This window comes from Nocardia sp. NPDC059240, assembly GCF_042753865.1.
Classification (GTDB): Bacteria; Actinomycetota; Actinomycetes; order Mycobacteriales; family Mycobacteriaceae; genus Nocardia.
Genome location: NZ_JBHZAC010000004.1, coordinates 744,177 through 758,807, shown reverse-complemented (window position 1 = coordinate 758,807; position 14,631 = coordinate 744,177). Strand labels below are relative to the sequence as shown.

11 protein-coding genes are annotated in these 14,631 nt (G+C 67.7%); 8 read left to right on the top strand and 3 right to left on the bottom strand.

The window, feature by feature from the left end; genetic code table 11:
* The first annotated feature begins 13 nt into the window (after nucleotides 1–13).
* The 5 genes from ACFXHA_RS18160 to ACFXHA_RS18140 all read left to right on the top strand — a co-directional run bounded on the left by ACFXHA_RS18160 (nucleotide 14) and on the right by ACFXHA_RS18140 (nucleotide 6,671).
* Nucleotides 14–1,366, top strand: coding sequence for a hypothetical protein (locus tag ACFXHA_RS18160; RefSeq protein WP_379358012.1), 1,353 nt, complete (start codon nucleotides 14–16; stop codon nucleotides 1,364–1,366).
* An 82-nt stretch (nucleotides 1,367–1,448) separates the two neighbouring features.
* Nucleotides 1,449–2,456 (top strand): diiron oxygenase, encoded by a 1,008-nt coding sequence (locus ACFXHA_RS18155; RefSeq protein ID WP_379358010.1) that lies wholly within the window; start codon nucleotides 1,449–1,451, stop codon nucleotides 2,454–2,456.
* 129 nt (nucleotides 2,457–2,585) lie between these two features.
* Nucleotides 2,586–4,088 (top strand): flavin-containing monooxygenase, encoded by a 1,503-nt coding sequence (locus ACFXHA_RS18150; protein ID WP_379358008.1) that lies wholly within the window; start codon nucleotides 2,586–2,588, stop codon nucleotides 4,086–4,088.
* Between the two features lie 70 nt (nucleotides 4,089–4,158).
* On the top strand, nucleotides 4,159–5,556 hold the full coding sequence (locus ACFXHA_RS18145) for a tetratricopeptide repeat protein (protein WP_379358006.1): 1,398 nt from the start codon (nucleotides 4,159–4,161) through the stop codon (nucleotides 5,554–5,556).
* Nucleotides 5,557–5,618: 62 nt separating this feature from the next.
* Nucleotides 5,619–6,671 carry an aminotransferase class V-fold PLP-dependent enzyme gene (locus ACFXHA_RS18140; RefSeq protein ID WP_379358004.1) on the top strand — a complete coding sequence of 351 codons (1,053 nt, stop codon included), beginning with the start codon at nucleotides 5,619–5,621 and terminating at the stop codon, nucleotides 6,669–6,671.
* A 32-nt stretch (nucleotides 6,672–6,703) separates the two neighbouring features.
* On the opposite strand, the gene ACFXHA_RS18135 is transcribed toward ACFXHA_RS18140, so the two are convergent.
* Both ACFXHA_RS18135 and ACFXHA_RS18130 read right to left on the bottom strand, forming a co-directional pair.
* Nucleotides 6,704–7,405 (bottom strand): hypothetical protein, encoded by a 702-nt coding sequence (locus ACFXHA_RS18135; RefSeq protein ID WP_379358002.1) that lies wholly within the window; start codon nucleotides 7,403–7,405, stop codon nucleotides 6,704–6,706.
* A 53-nt stretch (nucleotides 7,406–7,458) separates the two neighbouring features.
* The gene (locus ACFXHA_RS18130; protein ID WP_379358000.1) at nucleotides 7,459–9,015 is read right to left on the bottom strand and encodes a carboxylesterase/lipase family protein; all 1,557 of its coding nucleotides are present in this window, start codon (nucleotides 9,013–9,015) and stop codon (nucleotides 7,459–7,461) included.
* A 67-nt stretch (nucleotides 9,016–9,082) separates the two neighbouring features.
* On the opposite strand from ACFXHA_RS18130, the gene ACFXHA_RS18125 reads away from it, so the two are divergent.
* Nucleotides 9,083–10,342, top strand: coding sequence for an ROK family protein (locus ACFXHA_RS18125; protein ID WP_379357998.1), 1,260 nt, complete (start codon nucleotides 9,083–9,085; stop codon nucleotides 10,340–10,342).
* Nucleotides 10,343–10,402: 60 nt separating this feature from the next.
* Here ACFXHA_RS18125 and ACFXHA_RS18120 read toward each other — a convergent pair whose 3' ends face one another.
* Nucleotides 10,403–10,774 carry a hypothetical protein gene (locus tag ACFXHA_RS18120; protein ID WP_379357996.1) on the bottom strand — a complete coding sequence of 124 codons (372 nt, stop codon included), beginning with the start codon at nucleotides 10,772–10,774 and terminating at the stop codon, nucleotides 10,403–10,405.
* A gap of 366 nt (nucleotides 10,775–11,140) precedes the next feature.
* Here ACFXHA_RS18120 and ACFXHA_RS18115 point away from each other — a divergent pair, with 366 nt between their 5' ends.
* Nucleotides 11,141–12,160: a multiprotein-bridging factor 1 family protein gene (locus tag ACFXHA_RS18115; RefSeq protein ID WP_379357994.1), complete on the top strand. Its 1,020-nt coding sequence runs from the start codon at nucleotides 11,141–11,143 to the stop codon at nucleotides 12,158–12,160.
* Complete coding sequence (locus ACFXHA_RS18110; RefSeq protein ID WP_379357992.1) at nucleotides 12,157–14,550, top strand: aminotransferase class I/II-fold pyridoxal phosphate-dependent enzyme; 2,394 nt, start codon at nucleotides 12,157–12,159, stop codon at nucleotides 14,548–14,550. The genes ACFXHA_RS18115 and ACFXHA_RS18110 overlap by 4 nt, the downstream gene beginning before the upstream one ends.
* Nucleotides 14,551–14,631 lie beyond the last annotated feature (81 nt).

Sequence of the window (14,631 nt, the reverse complement as noted above, 5' to 3'; positions counted from 1 at the left end):
TCCGGAGAATGCCATGACCGCCGTTCTCAACCGGCTCACCGCCGACGACGATCTGTTCCTCAAACTGCACGACCTGTACGGCACCGCCCTGGTCAACCAGCTGGCCTGGCGCTTCGACGAGCCGCTGGAACCGGCTGTGCTGCAACGCTTCCACGACCAGCTGGCGAGTGGCTTCCTGGCCCGGCGGGTCCGGTCGACGTCGGTGCCGTTCGCTCGGCCCTGGTGGGTGGCGGCCGACGGCTCACAACCGCTGGCCTACCAGGCCGAGCCGGTCGCCGAGAGCGGCGTCCTGGATTGGCTTTTCGCCCAGAGCCGGGTGGAATTCGACCCGCTCTCGGGCCGGGTCTGGCGGCTCTCGGCCGCACCCACGACCGAGGGCGGCACACTGGTCTCGCTGGTCACCTCGCACGTCAGCTCGGACGGCGGCGCGGTGCTCTACGCGGTCGGTGACGCGCTGCGCCGACTGGAGTCCGGCGACACACCCGATCCGGCAACAAGTTCGGGACGGTTGGTGGGCACCACCCCCGCGACCGGCCTGTGGCGCGCTCATCTTGCCGACGGGCTCGGCCAGTTACGAGCCGCGGCCCTGAGCCTTCGTGCGGCCTATGCGGCCCGTGATGTCCGTGAGCCCGAACGCAATCCACGGCCGGAGCAACCGCGCCGGCTGCTGCCCGACGAGTATTCCGCGGCCGACGTGGTCGTGGAAGTCGATGCCGCCGAATGGAATGCCGTCGCCGCCGCGCACGACGGCACTGCCAACGGATTGATGGTCGGGGTGGCGGTCGGAATTCTGGGCCGCGCGGGCCGGGTACCCGACGGAGCGGCGGCCCGCGTCGACATCCCGCATTCGATGCGCGGAGTCGACGATCCGCGCGGCAATGCCACCACGGGCCTGCCCATCGCGGTCACCTACCGCAAGGGGGAGCGCACCGATCTGCGCGCGGTGCGCACCGCGATCAAACAGGCCGCCCGCGCCTACGCCGATCCGGCGACCACCCCGGCCCTGCAACATCTGCAACCGGTCCAGCAGATGCTCCCGACCTTCGTGCTCGGCTATTTCTCGCGCACTGCCAAGGCCCCTGAATGCCTGTGCACGAACCTCGGTGAGACCGGTCAGGGCGTGGTGACCATCGCCGGGGTGCGGGCCCGCTCGGTACTGATGCGCCCGGTGGTGTGCACCGGGGCCACCGAGCTGTTCCGGCGGCTCGAGATCGGGCTGAATCTGTCCTGGTCCAGCGATGGTGAGACGGTCACGCTCGCCATTACCGGGGCCGATCCGGATCGTTTCCCGAGCCGGGCCGCGCTGCGTGAGTACATCGTCGACGAGTTCGAGTCCTGGGGTCTGCGACCGCGGTTCTGGTCGTAAACGATCTCTTGTTGACGGCTTGCCAGTGTAGGTGTAACCATGGGGAACAGTTACTTAGGTCACTTCCCGAGAGGCTCTGACAATGACGTCAGCACCCGTACACGCCGATCCCACGCTGGACATCGCCCGGCAGTACGCCGAGAAGCTCCTGCTGTTGTCGCAGGGTTCGGTCGACAAGCACTTCGATCCTTTCACCGATATCGATTGGGACAACCCCGAATTCGCGGTCACCCCGAACGACAAGCGCTGGATCCTGCCCGTCTCCGGTGACATGTTCGCCCGTCACCCCTGGTATCAGGCCCAATCCGAGGCCCGCAAGATCGCCATCGGGCTGTGGCGGCAGGCCAATATCGCCAAGGTGGGCCTGCAGTTCGAGACCCTGCTCATCGGCGGCATGGTGCAGCACACCTTCAAGCTGCGCAACGGCTCGCCGGAGTTCCGCTACTGCACCCACGAGGTCATCGAGGAGTGCAACCACACCCTGATGTTCCAGGAGATGGTCAACCGCATCGGGATCGACGTGCCCGGCATGGGGCCGCTCCTCAAACAGCTCACCTATGTCGTGCCCGCGCTGGCCTCACTGTTCCCGAATCTGTTCTTCATCGCGGTGCTGTCGGGCGAAGAGCCGATCGACCACGTGCAGAAGGCGATTCTGCGCGCCGGCGAGGACGTGCACCCGATCATGCGCGGTGTCATGGCGATTCACATCGCCGAGGAGGCGCGTCATATCTCCTTCGCGCACGAGTTCCTCGAGCATCATGTGCCGCAGGCGAACCCGTTCAACAAGTTCGTGCTCTCGCTGGCGTTCCCGATCGTCATGTGGATCGGCGGGCGGGCCATCGTGATCCCGCCGCGCGCGTTCTTCCGGGAGTTCGACATCCCGCGCGAGGTGCGTAAGGACGTCTTCTTCGGTCAGCCCGAGTCCAAGGAAGCCTTCGCTGGCTTCTTCGGCGACGTTCGCACCCTGGCCAAGCGGATCGGGCTCATGAACCCGGTCGCCAAGCAGGTGTGGAAAGTCCTGGGCATCGACGGCCCGACGACCCGTTATCGCTCGGAGCCGGATCGGCCAGGGCAGGTCAGGGCCGCTTGACCGAGGGGGTTCGGGGGCGAAGCCCCTGAGAGTCCCGAGAGTTGGCTAGTAGACGTTACTAGAAATCACATGTAATACTCGGTGCGCCCGGACGCCGGTGTCCGGGCGCGACCAGAAGCGAGAACCTCGATGACGCGGCATGTCGACGTACTGATCATCGGCGCGGGCCTGTCCGGTATCGGCATGGCCTGCCACCTGACCAGGGAGAAGACCGGGCGCAGCTACCTGATCCTGGAACGCCGGGAAGCCATCGGCGGCACCTGGGACCTGTTCAAGTACCCGGGCATCCGGTCCGACTCCGACATGTACACCTTCGGCTTCGGCTTCCGGCCCTGGCACGGCACCAAGGTGCTCGCCGACGGACCCCACATCCGGCAGTACATCGAGGACACCGCGCGCGAATACGGCGTCACCGATCACATCCGCTTCGGCCGCAAGGTGACCAAGGCCGCCTGGTCCAGCGAGCAGGGCATCTGGACCGTCGAGGTGCTCGACGAGCGCACCGGCCAGACCGAGACCTACACCAGCGACTTCTTCGTCGGCTGCACCGGCTACTACAACTACGACCAGGGCTACCGGCCGGAATTCCCCGGCGAGGAGAACTTCCGCGGGCAGATCGTGCACCCGCAGTTCTGGCCCGAGGATCTCGACTACCGCGGCAAGAAGGTCGTCGTGATCGGTAGTGGCGCCACGGCCATCACGCTCATCCCGGCCATGAGCACCGATGCCGCGCACGTCACCATGCTGCAGCGTTCGCCCACCTACATCGCCGCGCTGCCCGCCGACGACCCGGTCGCGGTCGGCCTCAAGTTCGCGAAAGTGCCTGCCGCCCTTGCCTACAAGGCGGGCCGGGCGCGCAATATCGCGCTGCAGCGAGCCAGCTACCAGCTCTCGCGCACCAATCCGAAGCTGTCGGCCAAGCTCATGCTGGCCGCGGTGCGCGCACTGGTCGGACCCGATATCGACATGAAGCACTTCACCCCGAGCTACAACCCGTGGGATCAGCGCCTGTGCGTGGTCCCCAACGGCGACCTGTTCAAGGTGCTGCGCAAGGGTGAGGCGTCCATCGTCACCGACACCATCGAGACCTTCACCGAGAAGGGCATCCGGGTGTCCTCGGGCGAGGAGATCGAGGCCGACATCATCGTCAGCGCAACGGGTTTGAGCGTGCAGATGCTCGGCGGCGCGGAGCTCGAGGTGGACGGCGCAGCCCTCGCGACCCGAGACCTGGTCGCCTACAAGGGCGCGCTGCTCGGCACGGTGCCGAACATGATGGTGATCCTCGGCTACACCAACGCCTCCTGGACGCTGAAGGCGGACCTGGCCGCCGAATACTTCTGCCGCCTGCTGAACCACATGCGCGACAACGGTTTCACCGAGGTCGTCGCGGTGCCCGAGGAGGGCGACCGCTCCGAGGCATCGCTCATGGGCGGCGCGCTGACCTCCGGCTACATCCAGCGCGGCGACGGCGTCATGCCCCGCCAGGGCACCCGCGGCCCCTGGCTCGTCATCAACAACTACTTCCGTGATCGCGCCATGCTGCGCAAGGCCCCGCTCGAGGACGGCGTCCTGCGCTTCCGCCGGAGCACCCGGGCGGCCGCCCCGGCCGCCGCCGAAACCCGTTCCGCCTGATCATTTCCGGACCCGTGAACCCGGCCGTGCCGTCGTGTACGGTCGGGTCATTCACGGGAGGGGAGCACCCATGAGCTATCCGGTCGAGTCGATTCGACTCCGGGAGAAGGGGCTCGCGGCGGCGCGCGCGGGCCGGGTCGAAGCCGCGGAACAGCTGCTGGGCAGCGCGTTCGACGCCGGGCACGCGGCGGCCGCGGGTGACCTGGCGGATATCGAACTGCAGCGCGGCAATCGTGACGAGGCCATCGGCTGGTGGCAGCGGGGTGCCGAATCGAATGATCCCGCCTGCCTTTTCGAGGTCGGCTACCTCGACGAGGCGCGCGGCGATCTGACGGCCGCCGAAGGCTGGTACCGGCGCGGTGTCTCCGTCGGCGGCGCCAGCTGCCTGCTCAATCTGGCCACCATTCTGGAGAACCGCGGCGCCCGGGACGAGGCCCTGGAACTCTACGAACGGGCGTGGACGGCCGGAATGGACAAGGCCGCGTTCAATATCGGGCGCATCCTCGACGACGGCGGGCGCGGTGATCTGGAGGCCGCCGCACTCTGGTACACCCGTGCGGCGGATCTCGGAAATGCCGGGGCGGCTTTCAATCTCGGTTTCGTGCGTGGCGACCAAGGCGATCGCGAGGGCATGCTGACCGCCTGGCGGCGTGCCGCCGGCCTGGGGCACCCCAAGGCCGCCGCCGCGCTGGCCGAGCATCACGGACGCAACGGCAGCCCCGCGCAAGCGCGGTACTGGTCGGAATTCGCCGACGGGCCAGGCACTTTCAGCTTCGAGTTCGACGCTCTCGGCGGCTGGGGCGCGGCCGCCGCCATCCACCGCCAGGACCTCCTCAACGACGCGTTGGGCGACGACTACCTGCACTACGACCTCAAAACACGCACGCTCACGGCCGGGGACACCGGCTACGGCGGCCTCACCGTGCTGGGCAGCTTCTCCAATCTCGACCGGAGCTGGCTGTGGTCCTGGGCCAACCCGCACCTCGATCACAGCCTCCCGGCTCTCGAGCGGACCGCTGAAATCCGGAAATACGGTGCGCGCAACGGGATTCCGGAGCTGATGGCCGGGCGACTGGACCTGTCGAACTTCCCGAACCCCAAGCAGGCGGCGGCCACCATGGTGATCGCGGCGGCCACCCTGCTGGGCGGCAACGGTGTGAAGGCCGTGGGGATCAACGACGGCGCGGGCGTCACCTACCTGCACGTGGATGATCCACGGTTGCCCGCCGACGAGTACGAGCCGCTGCGGATGCCGCGTTTGATCATGACGGCCGCCGAAGTCTTTCCCGCCGCGGACCCGCGGCTCATCGTGGAGGGCCTGCTGACCAACTACGGTCCCAGCCGGATGCAGATCGGACCGAACGCGATGATCGGCCACCTGCCGGAGGGGCATCGGCTCGCGGTCGAGTTCACCGACGACGGTTTGATCAACGCCATCTCCTCCGAGCCCGCCGGCCGGGAGCCGTGATCAAGCCAGTAATCGTGCGGCTGGCCCTTTCCCGCTGACGGGGCCGGTCGCAGGATGGAGTGATGACCACGACTCCGCCCGCCTTCGCCTCCCTCGTGCGCGACGAATTCGCGCCCGCCACCACCTATCTGAATGCGGCGAGCTACGGGCTGCTGCCGAAATCCGTGGTGGCGGCGGTGACCGCGGCCGAGGAACAGCGCATGCGCGGTGAGTTCGACATTCCGGGCGTGGACCCGATCATCGACGAATGCCGGGCCGCGTTCGGGCGGCTCACCGGGTTCGAGGCGTCGCAGGTGGCGGTCGGATCGCAGGTGTCGCAGCTGGTCGGGCTGGTGGCGCAGAGCCTGCCGCCGGGCGCGGGCGTGCTGGTACCGGAGCACGAATTCAATTCCGTGCTCTGGCCTTTCCTGGTCCGCACCGACCTGAACGTGCGGGTGGTGCCGCTGGCCGAGCTGCCCGCCGCCATCGGGCCCGGCATCGATGTGGTCGCCGCCGCCGTCGTGCAGTCGGCCGACGGTGCAGTCTTGGATGTCGCCGCGACCATGGCCGCCGCGCGGGCGCACGGCGCGCGCGTGCTGTTCGACGTGAGCCAGGCGATCGGCTGGCTGCCCGTGCACGACACCGGCGCCGACTGGATCGTGAGCGTCGGCTACAAGTGGCTGCTCGGCCCCAAGGGCACCGCCTTCCTGGCCGGAACGCCTGCGGCACTGGATGATCTGAGTCCGCTCGCCGCGGGCTGGTACGCCGGGTACAACCCGTGGGAGACCTGCTACGACGGTCCGCTGCGCCTGGCGTCGGACGCGCGGCGCTTCGATGTCGGGCCGGTGTGGCCCGCCTGGATCGGGCAGCGGCGCAGCCTGCAGCTCATCGAAGAGGTCGGCGTCGAGACCATTCACCGCCACGATCTGGCGCTGGCCAATCGGCTGCGCAAGGGATTGGGCCTGCCCGAGGGCAATTCGCCGGTGGTGTCGCTCGAAGTGTCGGAGGCGGCGCTGGATCGGGTGCGGGCGGCCCGCATCGTCGGCGCCATGCGGGCGGGTCGGCTGCGGCTGGCGTGCCACCTCTACAACACCGAGGAGGATGTCGACCGCGCGCTCGACGCCCTGGTGGATTAGATCGGCCGGCTGGATTAGATCGGCCGGCTGGGTCAGATCGGCCGGAAGCCGCTGCCGACGCCCTTGCCCGCGTCGACGGCGAAGCGGACGGTGTCGAACGCGACGGCGATGACGGGGGAGTGGATCGGGTTGCCCGGGTCGGTGCAGCTGAAGCGGAGCGCGCGGGTGTCGGTGAAGAGCGGCGCGGACACCATGCCGACCAATTGGTCACCGGCGGTGACCGGTGCGCCGGAGTCGCCATAGCTCGAACACGCCTGCTCCATGAAGCCGACAGGGCTCGAGGCCCACACCACGCCGCACCCCGTTCCGCTGGTCCGGCCGTTCTGGCAGACCACACTCCAGGCGGGCGGGGCGGAGGCCATTCCGGCGATGGTGCCGCCGTTGACCGTCCGCAACGGGGTCACCACGCTCGGATCGAATTCGATGACGGCGTAATCGAGTTCGGCGTCCGAGTCGCGGACCACGCCGACCACCCCGGCATCCGGGAACTGTTCCCCGCGCACCGGTGTCCCGGCCTCGGCACAGTGCCCGGCGGTGAAGCCGACCAGTCGTCCGGCAGCGTCGTAGCCGATGGTCGTCAGGCTGCACTTGGTGGATCGGCCCAGGACCAGGCCGGAACCGCCGCCGAGCGCGGCGACGGTGTCCCCTGGATCGGCCTGCGCGGCCGGGGCGGCGGGCAGTCCGCAGGCCACGAGCACCGCCGCCGGTGCAATCCAGCGCTGCGCAAACTGCATGAGCCAACCACCCATCCGACTCGAGGTCTATAGCTACACGGTAGCTCCGTGGTTCAACTCAGCCAGATCGGGCGCTGTGCGGCGAACGGATCGGACTGGACGTGCGGTGCATCCGACCAGATCATGGTCTCGCGCCGGTCGAGAGTGTAGCGGGGCCAGGCCGTGCCCGGGTCTCCGTTGCTCACGAACGCCACCCACGCCCGGTGGACAGCATCGGCCAGCACCTGCGGCGGGTTGTCGCCCGCGATCGCGGTCACGCCCTGCGCGCGCAGGCAATCGAAGGCGAACGGGACATCCAGGCAATGGAACGACATGCCTTGGAACTTGGGGGCATTCGAGGCCCAGGTGAACTCGTAGAGCCAGGTCGGCTGATCGCGCCCGGCCCGCATCTCCGCGACCCGGAAGGACGGCATGCGGATGACCGCGTCGCTCTGTGCCTGTCCCGCAAGCTGATTCGCGGTCTGATTCGGATAGGCGCTCCGGAATCCAGCGGCGGTCGACGGTGCGAATCCGAGCGCGCCCAGCGCGACCGGGAGGGTCGCGTCGGTGACCTCCGGCTGCGCACCGCTCAGCGATGCGGCGTTGAATTCCTGTGCGGTGAAGCCGATCATCAGCGGAATATCTTGGTCCGCACCGGATTTCAAGACGTCGGCGCTGGTGACCGGGATGAGCGTGCCGTCCGCCCACGGGGCCAGACCCAGCAGGGTGGCGGCCGTGCTGTCCGGGCCGGGGGCGCGCAGCTTGTCCTCCATGTCCTGCAGTTGCGTCTTGCTCACGTCGCGCAGTGCGGCGGCGGTCGCGGGTACGCCGGTGCGCTTGGTGAACAGCTGCGACATGGTCAGCGCGGTGGCCCGATCGTTGGGCTGGGTGACCGCACCGGACTCCGAGATGCCCGCGCGGAAGAGACCCTTCGCCGAGGGGGTGTTCATCAGCGCCCAGACCGCGCCGCCGCCGGCCGACTGGCCCGCGATCGTCACCTTGGCCGGGTCCCCGCCGAAGCCGGAGATATTGTCGCGCACCCAGGTCAGGGCCGCGATCCAGTCCAATACGCCGCGATTGTCCGGCGCGCCGTCGAGGTGCAGGAAGCCCTGGATGCCGAGCCGGTAGCCCACCGACACCAGCACCACGCCGTCGCGATTGAAGCTCGCGCCGTCGTACCACGGGCTGGCCGGGCTGCCCGCTACGAAGCCGCCGCCGTGAATCCACACCAGCACAGGCAGTTTCGCGGTCTTGTCCGGGTTCGGGGTGAAGACGTTCACGGTCAGGATGTCGTCGCCCGGGATGGACGGCTCGGGGATGGCGGTGACCTCCGCGAGCTGTTTGATCTGCGCGGTCGGGCCGTAGCGGGTGCAGTCGCGGGTTTCCACCCACGGCACCGGCGGCTTGGGCGCGGCGAACCGCAGATCGCCCACCGGCGGCTGCGCGAACGGAATGCCCAGGAACGCGACGCCGGTATCGCGGCGCTCGCCCCGCACCGGCCCCGACCCGGTGGTCACCGTTTCCGCACCGTGTTTGTCCGACCCGGATTTCCCGCTCGAACACGCCGCGGTCAGGGCCAGCACCCCCGCTCCCAGGAGCAGGGTCCGCCGCCCGAACTGTTCCGCCGCCATGCCAACCTCAGATCCAACATTTAAGTCAATGCTTGAAATAATTACTCGACACCATAATCTCAACCCCGTGGACCCCGCACCCCCGCCCACCGACTCGGCCGCCATCCGCCGCCGCAATCTCGGCCTGGTCCTGCGTCACATCGCAGACCACGGCCCCTGCGCCCGCACCGAAGTGGCCGCCGCCACCGGGCTGGCCCACGGCTCGGTCACCGCATTGGTCGCCGACCTCACCGACCGCGGCCTGCTGCGCGAGGACGACGCCCTGCGCTCCGGCACCCGCGGCCGCCCCGGCCGCCCCCTGCGCCTGGAGCCGCGCCGCGCCGCCGTGGCCGCCGTCCAGATCACCTCCGAACATCTGCGGGTCGCCGTCGCCGATCTCGCGGGCACCGTCGTCCAACGCGAGACCGTGCCGCACGATCTGGCCCCCGGGACACCCGCGGCCATGGCCGATGCCATCGCCGCCGTGATCACGCGCATAGCGGCGAACCTCGCCGAACGGACGGACACCGACCGGTCTTCCGATCCGCCCGCGGTCCTCGCCCGTGTCGCGATCGCCATGGCTGGCCCTGTACTCGATGACGCGGCCCAAACCGTCGTGGTCGCACCGGATTTCGGCTGGATGACGGAGGTCCGCCTCCGCGACCTGGTCGCCGCCCGCCTACCCGGCCCGGCCGTCACCGTCGACGTCGTCAACGACGCCAATGCCGCCGCACTGGCGGAATTCCATGCCCTGCAACGCAACTCACGCGGCCTAGTCCTCATCGAAGCCGGTACCGGCATCGGCGGCGGCGTGGTGATCGACGGCCGCATCCACACCGGCAGTCACGGCATCGCCGGCGAGCCCGGCCACATCCCCGTCGCCATGGACGGCCCCGACTGCGTCTGCGGCGCCCGCGGCTGCCTTGCCTGCTACGCCGCCCCCGAGGCCGTCTTCGAAGCCGCGGGCCTCACAGAACTACTGCACCACAAGGGCTTACAAGCCGCCCAATCCGAACTCCTCACGCTCCTCAACTGCGCCGACCCGGTGGCCCTCACCGCCCTCGACACCGCCGCCCAAGCCCTCAGCGCCGCCATCCTCTCCATCACCGCCCTCCTCGACACCGACGAGGTAGTCCTCGGCGGCCTCCTCTACGACTGGTTCCCCTGGCTGGCCCCCACCATCGACGCCCGCCTCTCCGGCCGCCGAGCCCTCGCCCCCCGCCTCGGCCTCCGCATCACCCCCGCCACCCTCGGCACAGACGGAATCCTGTTGGGCGCCCTCGGTTTCGCCCGCCGAGCGGTCCTCGCCGACCCAGCGGTGGTACCAACCGGTTCGAATGAGTGGTGACGGCTCCCCTCCGGCCGTCACCACCACCATCCCCCGCCCGCAGGAGCGGGAGGCCTTCTCTTATCGGCGAGCGCCGCCGTGCCTACGACCCAGCGGGGCTGCCGTGCAGGCATTTCCGGCCGGTTCGGGCTTGCGGTCCCGCTCGGCGGATCGAACCCACAGCAGCACAACGACTTCGCGCAGGGTGAGCCCGAGCTGTGCCGCCCGCATCTCGGCCACTTCGAGGGCATCCTCGGCATCCGCGGGCGCCGGATCACTCAACACCTCGTCGAGCCCCATCCCGATAGCGGCCTGCTCCAGGGTGAGCATCCGGTCGGGCAGCCAGGTGAGCATCCAGCTGTCCATGGAAAGAGTTGTGCGGAAGGCGATCTCGGGTGACTTGTCGGAGCGGATCGTCCATGGCATGAATTCGAGGGCCATTGGGTCGGGCACCTCCTCGAAGAGTGGTTGTAGCACCAAGGATAGTTCAGCATCGTGATGGCACATAGGCAGAAGAATTGCTCATGATCGGTAGGAATAGGGCGAATCATGCTTAGAAATAAGCAAAACGCACTACAGATATCTGAAATATCGCATCTTGCAAGCACTTCGGCATCCGTAAAAGGTGAAGATGCTGCGGGTAAGGCGAATTTGATTGACGGCTCCACCGTCTTCTTTGGTCTGTTTGTCCGCTTAGCCTGACCTGTAAAGGAATCCGGCGACTCCTGCAAGTTCTGTCATAGCGAAAATGACACATCGTGCTTAGGATGGGCTACGCATGACACGTCTGGGCAATGCAGAACATGATGGGAGACGAACATGTCTCGCTCGGCCTCGGACGGCGAGCCTATCGGCGCAGTGGTCAAGCGGCTCCGCCGACAACGTAACCTCACACAGGAGACGCTGGCCCAACGGGTCGGCTGCTCGCGCAGCTTGATACAGCAGATCGAGAACGGCACCCGCACCCCTCCGCGCGCGCAGCGCGAGAAGCTGAGTGCGGCGCTGGGTGAACGCCTGCCCGGAGACGGTGGCGAGACCGACGCCGAGGCCGCTCTCAGTGACATGCGCATCCGCTTCGACATCCTGTTGAACCAGAAGCCGGACATCGCCACCCGGGCCCTCGCGATCGCACAGAGCCTTGCCGCGCTGGACGACACCGACGAGGTGCTCCTGCCGTTGCGGGAGATCGCGGAGCGGCAACTCGACCGGGCCGAGGAGGTGCTGACCCAGATTCCATCGGGCAGTGTCGTTGTGCGAGAGTGGAATACGATCAGCGACTGGCTCACCGTCCTCGGTAGGGCGGAGCGGAGCATCCACGCCATTCACACGGCCGACCTGGGTGCGATCGGCGGTGATGTCGGCGACGAGTACCACCGCGCGATTCTCGGGAAGGCCCGCTCCGGTGTGTCCCTGCAACGTGTCTACATTCTTGATGACATCAAGAATGTGGTGCCCTATGAGACAAAGCTCTGGCAGCAGGTCAAGGCCGATGTCGAAACCATCCTGATCAACCGCGCATTCGCTCCGAACGCGCAGAGCATGCTCATCGTCGACGACGCCTACGTCCTGACCGGTGACTACGATTTCCGTCGACGTGAGCGGGACTCCAGCCGGTTCTCCTCGCTGCGGCACGATGTGCAGACCGCACACCGCAAATTCGACCAGCTCTATGAACTCAAGGACTCCCAAATGGCACTGGTGGTCAACGATCTCATCGAACGGGTGGGACTGACCCGGTTCGAGCGTCTGGACCACGGCGACTGCCGGACACGGTTCTGGGCGGCACTCGAGGCTGCGTGGAACGACAAGGAGTTGCCCGTCGAAGGTGACCGGGGGTGAACGAACCCGCCGGCACGCCGAGTCCGGTCGAGATCGCGGATCGGTCCGACGAGCGCAAGAAGGTCGCGCGCGCCTTCCTCTCTCCGGTCAGTCGGTTTCCCGGCCGGGAGGGGCGAGTCCATCGCGGCATCATCGACGCTTATCACGGTGAGACCGGACTTCCGATGGCGCAAAGCGCCGCCATAGCACTGAATTCCGCGTGGGCGCAGGTCATCGCCGGGCATAATTCGGCCGCCGGTGGGCCCAGCTCGGATGAGTTCCGGGATGTGTCGCTCTACAACAAGCGGCAGCCGATGATCCTTCGGAAGCTGGCGGCGGAACGGCTGTTCCAGCGGTTGTCGGTACCGGTGGCAGGAATGCCTTCGGTCCGAGTCGACCCCGAGGATGTGGTGGTTTGTCCGTACTCGAGCACGGTGCTGCTGGAGGAGGCGATCGCGACACTGGCGCGGCCCGGAGGCGTACTCGTATGCCCCGAGGGCTACTACAAAAGCGTTGCGGGTCATATCACCAAGTTCGGGCTGCGACTGGTGACCTGTGCGGTAACTCCTGACGCTGGATTCCGTATCGACCCGCAAGCCCTCGCCCACACGCTGGAAGAGCATGCGCGTCAGGGGGATCTGTGCGGTGTCCTGCTCACCCTGCCCGGCAACCCCGTGGTCGCGGATTACACGGTCGAGGAATTGGTCGAGATCGGACGGGTCTTGGTCGACGCGGCCGTCCCCGTCATCTGCGATATGTCTTTCGACCTGCTGGTGGAGGGGCATACGCCGATCGGCGCGATCACCGTTGTCACCGCCGACGGACCCGTCCGGCTCTATGACCGGGTCCTATCGATCACGGGAAATTCCAAGGCGTACAACGCGTTCGGTCCGTGCAAGATCGGGGCGGCCTGCTCCGGTGACCGGGGATGGCTCGACGAGATCCGTGCCCGCCTGCGAGTGTCGTTCCAGCGCGAGACCACGCACCTGGCCCGCGCCACGCTCGAGGCCACCCCCGCCGACTACCTCGTACACAACCGGAAACTGTTGCGGGAGCAGGTGGATTCGGCTGACCGGATGGTAGCCGGAATCGACGCTCGGTTCGGACGCCCGCTGGTGCGACGGCTCGGCAGCCGCGACGGCATGTTCGTCACCCTCGAATTCGATGAGTCGATCATGGCGGCGGCCGGCGTGCACTCCAGCTCCGATCTGGAGGATCTGCTCCTCATGGCGGCTGGAGTCGACTGCGTCGCGCTGGATCGCACCGGGTCAGGGCGGATGGGTGTGCGGCTCAATGTCAGCACGCCCCGGCGCGGCACCGGTGAGGACGATCCCGGCCTGCTGGACGAACTCTTCGACCGGATAGAACGCCTGCTCGAGCTTATCGACGGGGGCCTCACCTACCCGGGTGTGCTGCTGGAGCGGCGAATTCCCGCCCGTTCCGGCCGGGTTAGGGCAGTCGGTGTGTTGCGTGAGACGGCCGTTCACGAGCTGCGGGTGGCGTTGGCACCCGATGATGTCGAGCAACTGGTTCGCAGCGGACTGCAGGTCGTAGTGCAGCGGGGAGCGGGGTGGCGGGCCGACTTCACCGATGCGGCCTACGAGGTGGCGGGTGCCTCGTTGGTCGAAGGCCCGGAGTTGGTCTTCGCGGCCGCCGACCTGGTGGTCTGGGTGAAACCGCCTGCCTATGACCTGGAACTGATGCCGCTGCGGCGGGGCCACCTGTTGCTGGGATTTCAGGATCCAGTGCGCCGAGAGCGCCGAATTCGTACCTTGCGCGAGCGCGGCGTGGAATCGCTGTCCTTCGAGCGTATTCAGCCGGATTCCGAAACAGCGCAACCAGATCCGTTGTCGGCCATGAGCAGGATCGCGGGTGGCATCGCCTACCGGGAAGGCCGTGAGCGGTTGCTGGCAGCGTATCCGGATCGACCGGTCCGCGCCCTGGTACTCGGCTGCGGCCAGGCAGGGCTGGCCGCCATGGACGCCGCGGACGCGTACGACGACGTGCCGCCGACCGCTGTGGGCCGACGCACCGAACAGAAGGACGACGCATACGCACACGGTGCCCAGGAATTCCTGCTTGATCCGGCCCCCGAGGAGATCGTCGAGCACATCGCCGCCGTCCAGCCCAATCTCGTGATCTGTGCGGCTGGGCACCGTGGTACCCCCGCGCCGTTGCTGCTGGACCACTCGGCACTGGAAGCGTTGCCGTCCGGTGCCGTCGTGGTCGATCTGACAGCCAAGGCCGGTGGCAACTGCGTAGTGACCTGTTCCGATGAAACCGTGACGGTCGCCGACAACATCACGGTGATGCACCGCTCCAATTTCCCTTCCGCTCGTCCGAAGGCCGCGAGTCGTGCCTACGGCTCAGCCGCAGCCGTCACGATCCTGCGCTTCTGCGCGGCACCGTAGGTTGGGCGGCCGCGAAAGCAGAGGGGCGGTTCGTGGTAGCCGGCCACTTGCGTGTCGCCGGAGATTCGCTGGGATGAGCGG